At 43.7% G+C, this 15,342-nt stretch carries 16 protein-coding genes; 11 read left to right on the top strand and 5 right to left on the bottom strand.

All coding sequences use genetic code 11. The features are described from left to right. Positions 1-242 precede the first annotated feature (242 nt). Positions 243-794: an NAD(P)H nitroreductase gene (locus ACXAH6_RS15525; protein ID WP_474878271.1), complete on the bottom strand. Its 552-nt coding sequence runs from the start codon at positions 792-794 to the stop codon at positions 243-245. A gap of 290 nt (positions 795-1,084) precedes the next feature. On the opposite strand from ACXAH6_RS15525, the gene ACXAH6_RS15520 reads away from it, so the two are divergent. The 3 genes from ACXAH6_RS15520 to ACXAH6_RS15510 all read left to right on the top strand — a co-directional run bounded on the left by ACXAH6_RS15520 (position 1,085) and on the right by ACXAH6_RS15510 (position 3,756). Beyond that, on the top strand, positions 1,085-1,273 hold the full coding sequence (locus tag ACXAH6_RS15520) for a hypothetical protein (protein WP_474878269.1): 189 nt from the start codon (positions 1,085-1,087) through the stop codon (positions 1,271-1,273). Positions 1,274-1,392: 119 nt separating this feature from the next. Beyond that, complete coding sequence (gene sppA / locus ACXAH6_RS15515) at positions 1,393-3,267, top strand: signal peptide peptidase SppA (protein WP_474878267.1); 1,875 nt, start codon at positions 1,393-1,395, stop codon at positions 3,265-3,267. Between the two features lie 6 nt (positions 3,268-3,273). Further along, positions 3,274-3,756 (top strand): SprT family zinc-dependent metalloprotease, encoded by a 483-nt coding sequence (locus tag ACXAH6_RS15510; RefSeq protein ID WP_474878265.1) that lies wholly within the window; start codon positions 3,274-3,276, stop codon positions 3,754-3,756. Here the strand turns inward: ACXAH6_RS15510 and yfbV are convergent. Then, the gene (gene yfbV / locus ACXAH6_RS15505; RefSeq protein WP_474878264.1) at positions 3,753-4,199 is read right to left on the bottom strand and encodes a terminus macrodomain insulation protein YfbV; all 447 of its coding nucleotides are present in this window, start codon (positions 4,197-4,199) and stop codon (positions 3,753-3,755) included. The two genes, ACXAH6_RS15510 and yfbV, sit on opposite strands and share 4 nt — an antisense overlap. 361 nt (positions 4,200-4,560) lie before the next feature. On the opposite strand from yfbV, the gene trxB reads away from it, so the two are divergent. The 4 genes from trxB to infA all read left to right on the top strand — a co-directional run bounded on the left by trxB (position 4,561) and on the right by infA (position 7,303). After that, positions 4,561-5,514: a thioredoxin-disulfide reductase gene (trxB, locus tag ACXAH6_RS15500; RefSeq protein WP_474878262.1), complete on the top strand. Its 954-nt coding sequence runs from the start codon at positions 4,561-4,563 to the stop codon at positions 5,512-5,514. 42 nt (positions 5,515-5,556) lie between these two features. After that, positions 5,557-6,306: a leucyl/phenylalanyl-tRNA--protein transferase gene (gene aat / locus ACXAH6_RS15495; protein WP_474878260.1), complete on the top strand. Its 750-nt coding sequence runs from the start codon at positions 5,557-5,559 to the stop codon at positions 6,304-6,306. Next, the gene (locus ACXAH6_RS15490) at positions 6,303-7,019 is read left to right on the top strand and encodes an arginyltransferase (RefSeq protein WP_474878258.1); all 717 of its coding nucleotides are present in this window, start codon (positions 6,303-6,305) and stop codon (positions 7,017-7,019) included. Before aat ends, ACXAH6_RS15490 begins: the two co-directional genes overlap by 4 nt. A gap of 65 nt (positions 7,020-7,084) precedes the next feature. Next, a complete protein-coding gene (gene infA, locus ACXAH6_RS15485; protein WP_070175908.1) occupies positions 7,085-7,303 on the top strand; it encodes a translation initiation factor IF-1 in 219 nt (72 codons plus the stop codon). A 148-nt stretch (positions 7,304-7,451) separates the two neighbouring features. Here infA and clpA read toward each other — a convergent pair whose 3' ends face one another. After that, the gene (gene clpA, locus ACXAH6_RS15480; RefSeq protein WP_474878256.1) at positions 7,452-9,731 is read right to left on the bottom strand and encodes an ATP-dependent Clp protease ATP-binding subunit ClpA; all 2,280 of its coding nucleotides are present in this window, start codon (positions 9,729-9,731) and stop codon (positions 7,452-7,454) included. A gap of 22 nt (positions 9,732-9,753) precedes the next feature. Further along, positions 9,754-10,074, bottom strand: a complete 321-nt coding sequence (clpS, locus tag ACXAH6_RS15475) for an ATP-dependent Clp protease adapter ClpS (RefSeq protein WP_474878255.1) — start codon at positions 10,072-10,074, stop codon at positions 9,754-9,756. 205 nt (positions 10,075-10,279) lie between these two features. Between clpS and cspD the strand changes: the two genes are divergently transcribed. Beyond that, on the top strand, positions 10,280-10,498 hold the full coding sequence (gene cspD, locus ACXAH6_RS15470; RefSeq protein WP_474878253.1) for a cold shock domain-containing protein CspD: 219 nt from the start codon (positions 10,280-10,282) through the stop codon (positions 10,496-10,498). Between the two features lie 230 nt (positions 10,499-10,728). Here the strand turns inward: cspD and ACXAH6_RS15465 are convergent, their stop codons facing one another. Next, positions 10,729-12,036, bottom strand: coding sequence for a C1 family peptidase (locus tag ACXAH6_RS15465; protein ID WP_474878251.1), 1,308 nt, complete (start codon positions 12,034-12,036; stop codon positions 10,729-10,731). Between the two features lie 162 nt (positions 12,037-12,198). Between ACXAH6_RS15465 and ACXAH6_RS15460 the strand changes: the two genes are divergently transcribed. From ACXAH6_RS15460 to ACXAH6_RS15450, 3 genes are read left to right on the top strand one after another with little or no spacing between them, the layout of a single operon-like run. Then, the gene (locus tag ACXAH6_RS15460) at positions 12,199-13,374 is read left to right on the top strand and encodes a hypothetical protein (protein ID WP_474878249.1); all 1,176 of its coding nucleotides are present in this window, start codon (positions 12,199-12,201) and stop codon (positions 13,372-13,374) included. Next, the gene (locus ACXAH6_RS15455) at positions 13,364-14,431 is read left to right on the top strand and encodes a hypothetical protein (RefSeq protein WP_474878248.1); all 1,068 of its coding nucleotides are present in this window, start codon (positions 13,364-13,366) and stop codon (positions 14,429-14,431) included. The genes ACXAH6_RS15460 and ACXAH6_RS15455 overlap by 11 nt, the downstream gene beginning before the upstream one ends. A gap of 28 nt (positions 14,432-14,459) precedes the next feature. After that, positions 14,460-15,272, top strand: a complete 813-nt coding sequence (locus ACXAH6_RS15450; protein WP_474878246.1) for a hypothetical protein — start codon at positions 14,460-14,462, stop codon at positions 15,270-15,272. The last annotated feature ends 70 nt before the right edge of the window (positions 15,273-15,342 follow it).

Below are 15,342 nucleotides of genomic sequence, written 5' to 3'. Positions count from 1 at the left end.
AAAACCTCAAATCTGGTCGGAAACCTCGCTAATCTAGTACATAACTCGCTTATTGCCCTTCAAGAACCCAACACTCGAACAATAAAGCTGCTATAAAAAATATCGCGATCGTAGCCTTCGGCTGCTAGAAAAAATAAACCCCTCTGAAAAAAGAGGGGTTTATCATCAATCTGAGGCCCATATGATATGGGCCTTTTTTTATGGATAACTGATGATGACTCTAATTAACTACCATATTGCGATTAGTTCCAAACCGAAAAATAATCATCCGGCTTTAGCGTTGGCCGAGGCAGTGCTTCATGTGTAGGCGTACCTAAATATAAAAACCCCACAATTTCGTCTTCCTCGGCAAGTGCCAATTCAGCTTTCACCAACGCGCAATGTGCATAATTTCCAGTCCGCCAGATACCGTTAAAACCCTGCGCCATCGCGGCCATTTGCATCGCCATAACAGCACATGCCGTCGACGCCACTTGCTCAACACGGGGCACTTTGTCATGCTCGGTATATTTGGCAATCGCCACTACAACCATGGGGGCGCGAAGCGGCAACAGTGGCGCTCGCTCAATTTCGGTTGCCGACTTGTCATTCTCAATGGCAGATTTTTCAAAGATATTACCCAGTTTCTCTCTCCCCTTACCTTCACACACAATAAAATGCCAAGGCTTGAGGCTGGCGTGATCTGGGGTTTTTAACGCCGCCATTTTAATGTTTTCCAACACCTCTCCCTGTGGAGCGGGTTCTGTGAGACGGGCCTGTGAGTGACGATTGAGTAGCAGTGATAATGCATCCATAAAAAGGCTCCCTAATTACAACCAATGTCAGTTGGGTTACGTGGCAATGAATGGTTGAGATTACAACACATTATCAAATCACTAAGCCAGTACAATCCACCCATCAGGTTGGTATAAAAATGCTAATGTTTAAATCATTACCACGGCATCAGTTATCTGAGCAGGCATCTTCGTGTTTCCATGCGTTATATCTTACCCACGCGTATTTAAGCGATCTAGATAGCGACACCCTCTTGCCCTTCTGGTATGTTTGTCTTTGAGAAAGGTTTTGCAGGAAATAAATTTCAGATATGGCAAACACATCGCCTTTTACACGCATCATGCAACGCGGCCATAGTAAGGTCCGTTACACGAACAAAAAGGCCAGTGTGTTAATGGCATTATCTGAAGAAGACCATAAACGCATTGCTCAACTATTAGGGCAATGGTTAGATGGCCCTTCCCCCTCTCCTTCTTCTTCCAAAAAAATCAAGAAATAGAAATAAAGGTTGTATTCAAAGCGTTGAGAAAGTTAACAATTAGAAACACTTTAGATTCGCAATCTTCCACTGATTAGATAATTATGAAATTACATCATATTGTGAGGTAAATACGCGCTATGGCAGGCAATCAACGCAGTTGGACAAAATCGCTGTTTGTAGGTTTATGGACGGTCCTGAATTTTTGTCGAAAGTTATTCTTTAATATTATTTTCATCGTCATTGCAGTCGGCATTATCGCGGCGATGATGTCAGGTGAAGAAAAACAACACATCGTTAAAGACGGCAGCGCACTGAGAGTGTCGTTAGTCGGTAATCTGGTAATCGAAAAAGAAGGCATCGACCCCGTCGAGCAATTTATGCAAGAAGCCTTCGACGAACAGTCAGATAATCCTGAAATCTTGGTTCGTGATGTCGTTAAAGTGTTAGAAAACGCCAAAGAAGACAAACGCATCAAAGCTATCATCCTCGATTTATCTGGTATGACTGGCGGCGGTTTAAACAAACTTCGTACCGTAGCGAATGCCATTGATGACTTTAAAGAGTCTGGCAAACCTGTGTACGCGATTGGTGACTACTTTAGTCAGAACCAATATTACCTCGCTGCTCATGCCGACCACATCTACTTAAACCCCATGGGCGCTATGATCCTCGAAGGATATGGTCGCTATACCATGTACTTCAAAGACTTGCTGGATAAACTCAAAGTTACCACTCATATCTTCCGAGTCGGTACTTACAAATCAGCAGTAGAGCCGTTTATTCGCAACGATATGTCAGACGCAGCGAAAGAAGCAAACCGCGCTTGGTTAGACACCTACTGGACACAATACAAAGCCGATGTTGCAGCCGCACGTGGAATGGATGTAGAGAACTTTGACGAACAGCTAGATGTGCTCGTTGAGAAGTTTAATGCAGCCGGCGGTGACTTTGCACAATACGCATTAGCAAACGGTTGGGTAGATGCCCTGAAAACACGTGAAGACGTGCGCAAAGAATTGGTTGAATTAGTCGGCCAAGACGACACCAAATTAGGTGTAAATATCACATCGATGCGCACATACATGAAAGCCATTAACCCACCGCTTCCGCCAGTGATGAGCGACAAAGATCAGGTGGCTATTGTTATCGCAAAAGGCACCATTTTAAATGGTAATCAAAAAGCGGGCACCATTGGTGGTGACAGCACTGCGCGTTTGCTTCGCAAAGCTCGCCTAGACGACAAAGTCAAGGCAGTAGTTTTACAGGTAGATTCTCCCGGAGGCAGCTCGTTCGGCTCTGAGATCATCCGCCAAGAAGTACTTAACCTACAAGCAGCGGGTAAGCCTGTAGTCGTATCGATGAATACCTACGCAGCTTCAGGTGGCTACTGGATTTCTGCCAATGCAGATAAAATTATTGCAACTCCTAGCACTATCACAGGTTCAATCGGCGTGTTTGGTGTATTAATGACCTATGAGAATTCATTGTCTTACTTGGGCGTTAATACCGATGGTGTTGGCACAACCGATATGGCTGGCTTAACCACCACACGTTCGCTCGACCCACGTTTTGGTCAATTACTACAACGCAACGTAGAAACCAGCTACAACCAGTTCATCACTATGGTTGCCCAAGCTCGTGGCTTAACGGTTGAGCAAGTAGATAGTATTGCACAGGGCCGTGTGTGGATAGGTACCGATGCATTGGAACTTGGCTTAGTTGATGAGTTAGGCGACCTACAAGACGCTATCGACTCAGCCGCAGAACTGGCCAAACTTGAAGACTATGATGTGGAATACGTTCAAAGAGAGCTGTCGCCGAAACAACTATTCTGGAAAGAATTATTCGGTCAGGCGTTAGTGTGGGCCGCCAAAGCGCAATTTGCGTCAAGTGAAAGCCCTTTGATTGGCGTTGTGAAGCAAACGCTGAAAGAGTTTAACGTACTCAATGATTTGAACGACCCTCAAGGTGTCTATATCATGTGTCTTAACTGTCGGGTTTCTGATATTTAAGACAATATGCAACAACAACTCAAAGACGCAGCTAACGCCGAGTTGCTGCGTCTTTACGCTACCGCTAATCAGTATTTTTGTCGTACCTTCCCTACTGCAACGCTAACATTTAGACGTTCTGGTAAACATGCAGGCACCGCTTTTTTACAACAAAACCGAATTAACCTGAATCCAGTTTTGTTCGAGCAAAATCAAACCGCTTTCTTCGACGACGTTTTGCCACACGAGTTAAGCCATCTTTTGGTTTATCAGCTTTACGGCAGAGTAAAACCCCACGGAAAAGAGTGGCAAGCTATGATGCAAACGGTATTCGGGCGCGCGCCCAGTACCACACATAACTTTGATTTAACGCCGTTAGGCATTAAACAGTTTGACTATGTTTGTGGATGTGGACCTGTGACATTGTCGGTGAGACGGCACAACAAAGTGCAGCAAGGGCAACAATACTCTTGTCGCCGCTGTAAACAAATTCTACGAAGTGCTGATTAAAACCAGTTTTGAGTGAAACCCTTGTCGATTTTCTCAAATGCGGTTTTGAGTAGATGGGCGAGTTCACGGTATTTAGGTTTAGCGGTAACCGATTCAACCGCACACCCTTCGGCTCGCATTTTTGAGTGAATTTCTCGGTACCAGTGCTTTAACTGGGGTGGCAATGTTTGGTTCGAACGATGCCCCAACCAAATAAGCCCCTGCATGGGTAAACTCATAAAGAAGATTCCCACTGTTAACGCCTGTGGTAAATAATCTGTACCAAAGGTATTCAGTAAACCTGCACACGCTAATACTGCAACGGGGGGCATAAAACGAATACCAAATTTCGTTGCGGACACCACTCTACATTCTGGAAATACAGCATAGAGTTCCTTCTTAACAGGCCAAGTTTTCATGTAATCCTGACCGTCTCGGAACATATCTATGAATGTTTGTGCCATGCTACTTCTTCCCCATCGACCTGAATATTCGATTTCACGCTTACCAACTCTGGCGTAATGTCATTATACCGACAACTCATTTAATATATAGCGACACTTGTCTGAAATTTCATCACAAAAACCGATTTAGTTGACGAATTATTACGATTTAGCGACTAAATACTTGAAATGCGTAACGAATCAGCGATCATCAATTCAGCACAAATAAATTCACTATTGAATGAAAATTTTTTGCCCCAACTAAGCTTATCAATCGTAAAATAAAACTTTCGCTTTTATGGCTTCACACGGTAAGCCAATACGCGTTGATTGACGTAAAGTTAAAGCGCAAAAAAAGTAATCATAGATTTCGGAGATTCTAATGGCAGAAACCAGACACGTTCGCCTACTTATACTCGGCTCAGGCCCCGCAGGCTACACCGCAGCAGTTTACGCTGCTCGCGCAAACTTAGAGCCGGTGCTACTTACAGGTATTCAGCAAGGTGGCCAATTAACCACCACAACTGAAGTTGAAAACTGGCCAGGCGATCCAGAAGGACTAACAGGCCCAGATTTGATGGTTCGCATGCAGAAGCACGCCGAAAAATTTGATACAGAAATCATTTTCGACCACATCAATAAAACAGATCTTAGCAAGCGCCCCTTCACATTAGTAGGCGACAATGGCACTTACACATGTGATGCATTGATTATTTGTACTGGCGCATCTGCAAAATACCTAGGCTTAGAAACAGAACAAGCATTCATGGGTAAAGGCGTATCTGCGTGCGCAACCTGTGATGGATTTTTCTATCGCAACCAAAAAGTAGCGGTTGTCGGTGGTGGTAATACTGCGGTTGAAGAAGCGCTTTACCTATCGAATATCGCATCTGAAGTACACGTTATTCACCGTCGCGACAGCTTCCGGTCTGAAAAAATCCTCGCCGACCGTTTGCTAGAAAAAGCAAAGAACGGCAATGTGGTGCTCCATCTCAATAAAACATTGGATGAAGTGCTAGGCGACGAAATGGGCGTAACTAAAATCCGTATTAAAGACACCGAGTCTGAAGCGACTGAAGAATTGGATATCATGGGTCTGTTTATCGCCATTGGTCACAAACCCAATACCGATATTTTCCAAGACCAGCTAGACATGAAAGACGGGTATATTCAGATTCAAAGTGGGTTAAATGGCAATGCCACCCAAACCAGTGTTGAAGGTGTGTTTGCCGCAGGTGACGTGTGTGATCATATCTATCGTCAGGCAATCACTTCAGCAGGCACAGGTTGTATGGCTGCACTGGATGCTGAACGCTTCCTCGACGCACTTAAGTAACCACTCTGCTAGCCTGGTGGTATCCACCAGGCTCTATGCTTTATGATTTCCTTACCCTTTTTAGACATCGACACCCCATTTCCGTCGCCCTCAACGGCGCTAACCGACCCCGACGGCCTACTCGCTTACGGGGCTGATTTGTCTGTACCTCGTTTGTTTAATGCATACAGCCAAGGCATATTCCCATGGTTTAGTGACGGCGAACCTATTCTTTGGTGGTCACCCGAACCTAGGGCGATCATCGAGCTCGAAAACTTCCATGTGTCAAAAAGCCTGTCTAAACTCATTAAACAAAAGAAGTTTCGCGTGAGTTTAAATTGTGCGTTTTTACAGGTCATAAAAGCCTGTGCCTCAATTCCCAGAGCCAAGCTCAACGGCGAAGGTACGAGTACCGATACATGGATCACGAAAGATATGCAACAAGCCTATCTCGACATGCATAAAATGGGGCTGGCTCATTCGGTAGAAATTTGGCATCAGGATGCATTGGTCGGTGGCTTGTACGGCATTGGTATTGGCGAGGTATTTTGCGGCGAATCGATGTTTCATACCATGAGTAACACATCAAAACTCGCAATGAATGCACTGGTAACCCACATGAAAGCCAACAATATGGCCTTTATCGACTGCCAACTGCCTACAGAGCACCTAATGAGTCTCGGTGCCACCTCGGTATCAAGAGAGCAATTTCTTTCCCGATTAGCTCAGCACAATACCACCCTTGATGAAGAAGGCTACCTTCTGCCGGCGTATGAAAAGATCTGGCAACCCCAAATGGACATGTATTCATGAAATTTGGGCTGACACAACCTTTTGAATGCAGCTATTTAGAAGACGAAACAGAGCAGCTGCTGTTATTGATGGATGAGGCAGCATCGCCGCGTGTTAGCTATTCCCAATTGATTCAAGCTGGTTTCCGTCGCAGTGGTGAGCAAATTTATCGCCCACACTGCCCTGCCTGCCAAGCGTGTCACTCTTTACGCATTCTTGTGAATGAGTTCTTGCCTTCAAAAAGCCAGAAACGCGTTCTCAAGAAAAATCAGCCATTGCGCTCGGTGCTCAGCACCACGGCCAAAGAAAGCTATTATCCGCTTTATGAAAAGTACATCAGCACTCGACATAAAGACGGCACTATGTATCCGCCCACCATGGCACAATTCAATAGCTTTGTGCAGTGTCAGTGGAAACCGCCTGTGTATGTTGAAGCGTATCAGGATGAGCAACTCGTGGCCGTGGCGGTTACCGATGAAATTGAAGATGGTTTTGGCCATGTTGGATTTTCAGCGTTATATACCTTTTTTGACCCAGACTACGACCGTTACTCCATTGGCACCTGGATGATTTTGCAGCAAATTGCGCACGCAAAATGCAAAGGCCATGACTTCCTCTATTTGGGCTACCAGATCGACAACTGCCAAAAGATGCAATACAAACGTCAATTTTTCCCTCATGAGCGCTTTATCGGGAATAAATGGGAACGTACAGACAAAAATCACTTTACTTAACATGCTGAATTGGTTAAGGTCTGCGCGGCGAAAAAATTGACTAATAACTGAGGTTACTGCTCTAGATGGCAAAAGAAGATTGCATTGAAATGGAAGGTACTGTACTTGATACCTTGCCTAACACTATGTTCCGTGTAGAACTTGAAAATGGTCACGTAGTGACCGCGCATATTTCTGGTAAAATGCGCAAAAACTACATCCGTATCCTAACCGGTGACAAAGTTACCGTTGAGATGACGCCTTACGACCTGAGTAAAGGCCGTATCGTCTATCGCGCTCGTTAATAGGATAGCGCCTGATACGATTTGCTCTTGTAGCAAACAAAAAACCCGAACGTTTGTTCGGGTTTTTTGTTATTTAACATTCTCCGCCAGCGTATTGGCACAATAAGAAAGGCTACATCTGCAGCCTCCCCTATAGCACATTTAGCCATTAGCTTGGCTCGGCTTCCGAATCTTTTGCTTTGGTGCTAGAAGCAAATTCAAAGGTGAGTTTTTCATCTTTAAAGTCAACTTTCACATCACCACCTGAACTTAATTCACCAAACAACAACTCATTGGCAAGCTCTTTCTTCAGTTCGTTCTGAATCACTCGTGCCATTGGGCGTGCACCCATCGCTTTGTCATAACCTTTGTCGGCCAAATACTCTCTGGCCGCATTAGATACTTCCAGCGATACGCCTTTTTCATCCAACTGTGCTTGTAGTTCAATAATAAACTTATCTACAACTTGAAGGATGATGTCGGCATCTAAATGGTTAAACCAAATAGTGGCATCTAAGCGGTTTCTAAACTCCGGCGTAAACACTTTATTGATTTCAGCCAAAGCGTCATGGCTGTGATCTTGTTGCTTAAAGCCGATAGATTTACGAATGGTTTCCTGTACACCCGCATTGGTTGTCATCACCAACACCACGTTTCTAAAGTCTACTTTGCGGCCATTGTTGTCGGTTAGCGTACCGTGGTCCATCACTTGAAGTAAGATGTTATAGATATCGCTATGCGCTTTCTCTATTTCATCTAACAAGACCACTGAGTATGGGTGTTTGATCACCGCATCAGTGAGCAACCCACCTTGGTCAAAGCCTACATACCCAGGAGGGGCACCAATTAATCGGCTTACTGCGTGGCGCTCCATGTACTCAGACATGTCAAAGCGAATCAGCTCTACGCCCATAATCTTGGCGAGTTGCTGTGTCACTTCGGTTTTACCGACACCTGTAGGGCCAGCAAACATAAAGCTACCCGTCGGCTTAGTATCACTGCTTAATCCCGCACGTGACAGATGAATAGCGTCTGTAAGGGTCTCTATGGCTTTGTCTTGGCCGAATACGACCATCTTAAGGTTACGCCCTAGGTTTTTCAGTACTTCTTTGTCAGAGGCTGATACCGACTTTTCAGGAATACGCGCCATTTTTGCAATAATTTGCTCAATGTCAGTAACATTAATGGTTTTCTTGCGTTTCGATTGTGGCAACAAACGCTGGCTTGCACCCGCTTCGTCCATAACGTCAATGGCCTTGTCGGGCAAATGGCGTTCATTAATGTACTTGGCAGAAAGCTCCGCTGCGGCCTGTAACGCTTTTTGCGTAAACCGCACGCTGTGATGCTCTTCGTAGCGAGATTTAAGACCTTGTAGAATTTTTGCCGTATCACTCACACTTGGCTCAGCCACGTCGACTTTTTGAAAGCGGCGCGCTAATGCGCGATCTTTTTCGAATATCCCCTGATACTCTTGATAAGTCGTAGAGCCAATACAACGCAATTCACCGCTGCTCAACTTAGGCTTGAGTAGGTTTGATGCGTCCATTACGCCGCCCGATGCGGCACCCGCACCAATGATGGTATGAATTTCATCAATAAATAAAATCGCGTCTTTGTCGCGAGACAACTCTTTCAAAATCGCTTTCAAGCGCTTTTCAAAGTCACCACGATATTTTGTGCCCGCCAACAAACCACCGAGATCAAGAGAATACACAGTACTGTTTTCAATCACTTCGGGAACTTGTTTTTCAACAATGCGGTACGCTAGGCCTTCAGCAATCGCCGTTTTACCTACGCCTGCCTCGCCAACCAACAACGGGTTGTTTTTACGGCGGCGACACAGAATTTGAATGGTTCGCTCAAGTTCGCTGTCGCGACCAATAAGCGGGTCGATTTTGCCTTCTTCGGCTTGTTTGTTCAGATTAGAGGCATACTTACTCAACGCTGAACTGTTTTCTTCGCCTTCGGCCGTTTCTTCATCCACCTCTGAGTCGGGAGTACTCTCATCCTCAGCCTTACTGACGCCGTGACTAATAAAGTTCACTACGTCTAAACGCGTCACATCGGCTTTCTTAAGAATATATACCGCTTGCGATTCTTGCTCGCTGAAAATGGCAACAAGTACGTTTGCACCGGTAACTTCTTCTTTGCCCGATGACTGTACGTGGAATACCGCACGTTGAAGTACGCGTTGGAAACCCAATGTTGGCTGGGTTTCACGTTCATTGGCCTGATCTTCCAGAATGAGTGGCGTGGTGTCTTTCACAAATTCAAACAATTCGCCCCGAATTGCGTCAATGTTTGCACCACAGGCTTTGAGCGCTTCTTGGGCTGCCGGGTTATCTAACAACGCTAACAATAAATGTTCCACGGTCATAAACTCGTGGCGATGTTCTCTCGCGAAAACGAAGGCTTCATTTAATGTTTGCTCTAAGTCTTTGTTTAACATACGTTCGCCCTCTCTACTATTACTATGCCTGTTCCATCGTACACATTAACGGGTGCTGATTTTTACGTGCGTATTGATTGACTTGCATGACTTTCGTCTCAGCAATCTCTGCAGTAAATATGCCACATACCGCTTTTCCACGATAATGAACAGTCAACATCAATTGATTGGCTTTTTCCCCATCCATGTTGAAAAAGCGCATCAGTACATCTACCACAAAATCCATGGGCGTGTAGTCGTCATTGTTCAACAGCACTTTATACATTGGCGGTGGCTCGGCTTTTCTCCTCACCGAGTCCAGTTGCTTTTCCTTGTCGATACTTACGGTGTTGTCTTTGCTCATAATTCAATGATAGTGCGTGTTTACGCTGATGTCCGACTAATTTTACTATTTAATTAAAATAGCAAATTAACCTTGACATCTCGTGGTTAAAATATCTACAGTTTAATTTATGGGCACGTATTGTAATTACATGCTCATACTGCCCCATGTTTCTTATTGTGGGGGCAGTTTTCAGTGAGTTCAAGGATTAAGAGGAAGTGGAAGTATGGCGGTTGGCAAAGTTAAATGGTTTAACAACGCAAAGGGTTTTGGATTTATCGTACCTGAGGACGGCGGGGAAGATATATTCGCACATTACTCTACCATACAAATGGAAGGTTATCGGTCGCTGAAAGCAGGTCAAGAAGTGACTTTCGAAGTTCAACAAGGGCCTAAGGGCTTGCACGCTGAGAACATCGGCGTTGTTGACGAACCTGAGCGTTAATACGTAAAACATAATTTATAAAACAGTCTCTCTATAAAGAGAGACTGTTTTATCTCTCAGCGTAGTCACGCTGGATTTGGCGTGACTATCGTTATTCGATTTTAGTCTAAAAATGCATCCGACTTTTTTTTCTTAGAATTAGATATACTTAATTCATTTTACGGTCGGATGCGGTTTTGTTTGCTCTCCCCAGCCCCTCTTTAATGCAATCGATGTAGGTCGTATTTGGATTACTGAATAACCGCTTCCAAGGCAATATGATGCATTTGGTATTGCTTAATCCATTTTTCGGTTAAACATCCGTAACCACCTTTACCCCATCCATCTCCCCAACTATTAGACACTATTGCGCAATATTCCCCTTCTTGACGGAGTGACGCAGGTAACTTAATCAGCCCAACTAATAAAACAGCATGGCCACCATCATGTTTTGACGAATCGTAATATTTATTTCGATCTTGATACGTGACTAAACCTTGCCCCTTGTTAAAATTAGACGAGAGTTTAAATCCACTTATCACAGGTTTATTGGCCAGTAACGCCGGAACAATATCAGTGTCCGACTGTAATATTGAAAACGCATTAACAAATAAACCACCTTTCGTAGCCCGACAGTGACGTAACGGCGTCATGGTTTCATTATTTTTATTGCCTTCAGCAACATAAGGACATTCTGGTTCTGACATTAACCCCGTTTGATTAATTCTAGCCCAATAATCGTCTGTTAATGTGAAGCTATATTGATTCGCGAGACGAAACAATTCCCGTTTTTTTCGCTTATCTTTTGGCGATAGCGCTGCTAGTAACCCCATATAAATCGACGAACCTGATGACTTGTCGGTACAAGGGTTTGAAGCACACTCAGGTTTAGCCATCCAATAATAAAACTGCTCAGAAAAATCAGCCTGCACTTCATTTTGAATAAGAATGGCCTCAATGGCCCTAACCGACGCAAATGCGTTACATGTTCCCCTAAACATCTGATTACGAGTGGGGATATCCATCACTCGCGGAATAACATGAAAATCACCTGCCTCCATCTGTGAGAAAAATGTAAGGCCATGCTGATCTGCATAGGATTTTGTCTCAACACCACTACCTAATCTAAATGTATTAACTGAAGGCGTAGTGTCTCGATATTTCTGCTCTACTTGGAGAAATTCAACTCTTGCTTTTTCCCAACGTTCAAGCGTTTTTTGATATTCAGTATTCCAACTGTCTACGGTGTTATTAAACGATGACTCCATTGCTTTTTTTGTGTCATCAAAACTTAAGTCCTGGTCGAAAAAATCGTCATCAAAAAACTCAGAATCATCGATGCTTGGTATCGGTGCTGGCTCAGGAGACGGTTTAGGGATCTGCTTGTCATCATCAGGATAATCCAACCCCATCTCTTGAAGTAGTGCAGATACTATTTGTTGACTGTGCAAACTGAGCGTTTTCTCTTGGTCAAAAGGAATTGGCCCAAATTCTTCTCCCATACACAAACAGGACACAAATAGTATTAACCCACCGGTCAAAGAATAACGCTTAACCATTGCCTTCATCCATAAAGTTGTGAACAAATATTGTACTTCACAATATAAAGAGTATGATTAATATTGTACAATTTATGATCAAGATGATTCGTCAGAGTAAGTACTCTGAGTCACGGTAGTATCAAATTAACAGGATCAACTTATAACAAGGAGGTTGTTGTAATGTTGCACAAACTTGGTTCGACTCGTCGCCAATCCGCATTACTTCTTATCATTTCCACTTTCTTATTCCATTGCACTGTTTCTGCTGATCCTAAACCCACTGTTTACTACGCAGGGGTTGCATGTTTAGGCGACTACCAATACATACAAACTAACTACCCTTTCGCTTATCAACTTTCCCAACCACTCGCAGGGCAAACGGTTGGACAGTTAGATAAACATTTTAAGGCATTGATAGAGAAAGAACCCAACCCTTCATTCAACTTAGCGCTTGAGTTAGCAAACTATAAAAAAGGTCCTGCCATTGTCATGTCTTTGGCTATAGAAAAAGAACACTATAGTTTGGAAAAATTTAGCGATTACGACAAAATTATTACTGAAGTTTCTGCCCAGCTACTCTTTTTCGATTTTCAATCGATGCAACTGGTTGCTAGCTATCCAATAAGTATCGCAAGTAATGATGTTATGTCGGGTGACCGCGGTAACCCTCAAGCACTACGGAAAAAACTGGCGCAAAACTTTGCCGATCTCTACATGGGGGCCGACAAAAACCTCATGACTTTAGCGAGAGACCGCCTTCCACAAATTCGCCTAAAGCAAGACAACGCTTTGCGATTTAAAGTCGATACTGTGAATTTCAGTGATCAAGCAATATCACACTTGCCCCAACCCGATAAGGCGCCGAGTTACGCTCAGATTATTGGCCAATATTTTACCGCGCAATTAGATCGCCATGCAGATATTGCAGTACTGCCTTATATCAAAGGTTATGCTATTGGCAACAAAATGTCGGCTCGAATGGCCAACGGCGACGTTTACACACTCGCATTACCTGCTCCTGATTACGTCTTTGATGTCGAAGTCAGTAATTTTAAGAACTTACACCAAGACAATAGCCAGCTTTTTGCCTCGCGTCTAAAACTAGCTCTTCGCGAACCTTTGTCTGACGACATCATCGTTAACGACTATTTTCACTATGCAGTAGCTAAATTAGTTGGGCGGGAACAGCATTCTATTGATGCTTGGTCCGCTTATGAAGACGCAATAGAGGCCTTATTGACCGAGTTTTCTCAACAGTTGCAAAAACCTAATAAAAAGTGGTTTTCGCTACATTCATCGAGTACCGAAAACTTCAAAAAAATTAAACGAAAAAGGGATTTATTCAATGAAATATAAAATAAAGCTAGGTCTATTGTTGTTTGTTACTTGTATAAGCCCTTTAACACTATCAGCCGAATTTAAAGGGGTCGGCGCAGTTAAGTATAGTGGTTTTCTAGACGATGAAGAAAAAACACAAGCCTTGATTGCGGCAAAACTCAATGCGCTTGAAAGCTGGGTTTATAAAGAACAAAAGTACCATGCTCCGACCTATGAAAAAGTTAAACCAGCCTTAGAAAATGATCCAGATGCCTACCTATTTTCGACAACTAAAATAAGTGACAAGAAGAACAGCGACAATAGCACATACCAAGTTGTGATAAGAGCGGATATTAACGATGTTAAACTGCTCAACTTTCTCACCCAATCTGGACGTGATAGCGCTAACAGTTCAGCAGAAGAGCAATATATTACTTTTGTTTTTGTTGCTAGAGAGTTAGTTGCCAAAACGACAAAAAACCAACAGATTGCATCTCAAGAAAAATCCCAGCAACAAACGATATCGAAAGATTTGACAGACAACAACGCCACGCAAGGAAAGTCACAAATTCAAACCGTAGCGCAAACAAACAGCCAAACAACCTTTAAAGACCAACTAATTTGGCAAGCGTCTACGACAAATGAAATTGACGTTGCCATAGGTGCAGCTTTTTCAAATGCCAATTATTTGGTCGTCGACGCAGCGCTGTTAGAAGAAGAAACCATGGGGCAATTGGACGTTAATAATTTTATTTTCGACTACCAACACGGCAATGATGTTACTCCTTCTACCAAAATTGGTGCGATAAGAGGGTTACGAAGCTTACTCGACCCAGTTCAATTTCTGGCTATGGGAACTTTGGATATTGATGAATATTTACAAGATGAAACGAGTGGCTTAGTTAAAGTTCCGGTTGTTGTGACTGCACAAGTGTTAGCTATTCAAAAGCGTGGGGCTGCAGTGGCTAAAATAGGTCCAGTTCAATATTTTGGTTTGGGCCCAACGCCCATTGTTGCAAAGAATAATGCGTTAAAACAAGCTGCTGAAGAAGCCGCACAAGCACTGATCGCACAACTTAGTGCCAAATCAATTTAAATTTTTATCACTAAATGGAATTAAAACAATGACTACACTTCGCTTTTCACCCTTAACTAGCACACTGTTTTTATTGGCGGCCGTATCAGCACCTTCGCAAGCAGGCTTTTTTGATAGCGACGACGACAAAATAGCAGCCACCTGGGCGAATGATACGTTACTAAGCAGCGATTCATGTTCTGGGTTTACCGCCGCCGATGTCATAACCGTTATTTCAAAATACGCAGTCCCCAAGGACAGTAAAGATTTAGGCGTATCTGCGGATAATTTAATGGCAACTTACATGCTCTCAGCATTGTCTATTAACCGCGCTAATATTTGCATGGCCGATGCCTTGGATTTAAAAGAAACAAAAGAATCGTTGCTCGAAGAAAAAGCGATCTTAATGAGCGGAACAAGTATGAGTGAAAAAGAAGTTGAGATGCACCGCAAGTATTCAGCCAGTGCTAGTGAAAAGATCATGACGGCGAGCCAAGAAGTAGAAAGTATAACTCCAGAGCAAAATTTAAAACTGGTGGTCGGCATCTCGACTTTTCTTTTTGGTACTTACAATACCTATGAAATTGGAGAAAGTGGCGAACAACTACTCAGTAACTTAAAAGACACTGGCAAAAAAGCAACCAGCGGGGGATTTGGACTGAGTAATCTTAGCAGCGGGATCAAGGCTGGCTTTGATACTGGAAAGGCCAGCTTAGTGGTCAAAAAAGTTGTCTCTGGCCTACCCAGCCACGGCGAAAACCTCTATGAGACCGGCCAGTATCTGATGGACTTTGCCAATTCACAAGACCTTGAATTGGATAGTGACGCCACTCAAGTATTCAATACCATGGGTGGATGGTAATTTACCCCAATTTCATGCAAGGCCGAGCACTTCTGCAGTGGCCTTGCTATCTGAATACAGGTCACCTTTC

The organism is Alteromonas sp. ABE4_545 (assembly GCF_056161325.1).
This window is presented reverse-complemented; position numbering and strand designations above follow the sequence as displayed.

Excerpts from the sequence above, each read along its gene's own strand:
- ACXAH6_RS15510 (WP_474878265.1), top strand. The coding sequence starts at position 3,274 with ATGCAACAACAACTCAAAGACGCAGCTAACGCCGAGTTGCTGCGTCTT.
- infA (WP_070175908.1), top strand. The coding sequence starts at position 7,085 with ATGGCAAAAGAAGATTGCATTGAAATGGAAGGTACTGTACTTGATACC.
- trxB (WP_474878262.1), top strand. The coding sequence starts at position 4,561 with ATGGCAGAAACCAGACACGTTCGCCTACTTATACTCGGCTCAGGCCCC.
- yfbV (WP_474878264.1), bottom strand. The coding sequence starts at position 4,199 with ATGGCACAAACATTCATAGATATGTTCCGAGACGGTCAGGATTACATG.
- clpS (WP_474878255.1), bottom strand. The coding sequence starts at position 10,074 with ATGAGCAAAGACAACACCGTAAGTATCGACAAGGAAAAGCAACTGGAC.
- ACXAH6_RS15455 (WP_474878248.1), top strand. The coding sequence starts at position 13,364 with ATGAAATATAAAATAAAGCTAGGTCTATTGTTGTTTGTTACTTGTATA.
- ACXAH6_RS15490 (WP_474878258.1), top strand. The coding sequence starts at position 6,303 with ATGAAATTTGGGCTGACACAACCTTTTGAATGCAGCTATTTAGAAGAC.
- ACXAH6_RS15525 (WP_474878271.1), bottom strand. The coding sequence starts at position 794 with ATGGATGCATTATCACTGCTACTCAATCGTCACTCACAGGCCCGTCTC.
- ACXAH6_RS15450 (WP_474878246.1), top strand. The coding sequence starts at position 14,460 with ATGACTACACTTCGCTTTTCACCCTTAACTAGCACACTGTTTTTATTG.
- sppA (WP_474878267.1), top strand. The coding sequence starts at position 1,393 with ATGGCAGGCAATCAACGCAGTTGGACAAAATCGCTGTTTGTAGGTTTA.
- aat (WP_474878260.1), top strand. The coding sequence starts at position 5,557 with ATGATTTCCTTACCCTTTTTAGACATCGACACCCCATTTCCGTCGCCC.
- ACXAH6_RS15465 (WP_474878251.1), bottom strand. The coding sequence starts at position 12,036 with ATGGTTAAGCGTTATTCTTTGACCGGTGGGTTAATACTATTTGTGTCC.
- clpA (WP_474878256.1), bottom strand. The coding sequence starts at position 9,731 with ATGTTAAACAAAGACTTAGAGCAAACATTAAATGAAGCCTTCGTTTTC.
- ACXAH6_RS15520 (WP_474878269.1), top strand. The coding sequence starts at position 1,085 with ATGGCAAACACATCGCCTTTTACACGCATCATGCAACGCGGCCATAGT.
- cspD (WP_474878253.1), top strand. The coding sequence starts at position 10,280 with ATGGCGGTTGGCAAAGTTAAATGGTTTAACAACGCAAAGGGTTTTGGA.
- ACXAH6_RS15460 (WP_474878249.1), top strand. The coding sequence starts at position 12,199 with ATGTTGCACAAACTTGGTTCGACTCGTCGCCAATCCGCATTACTTCTT.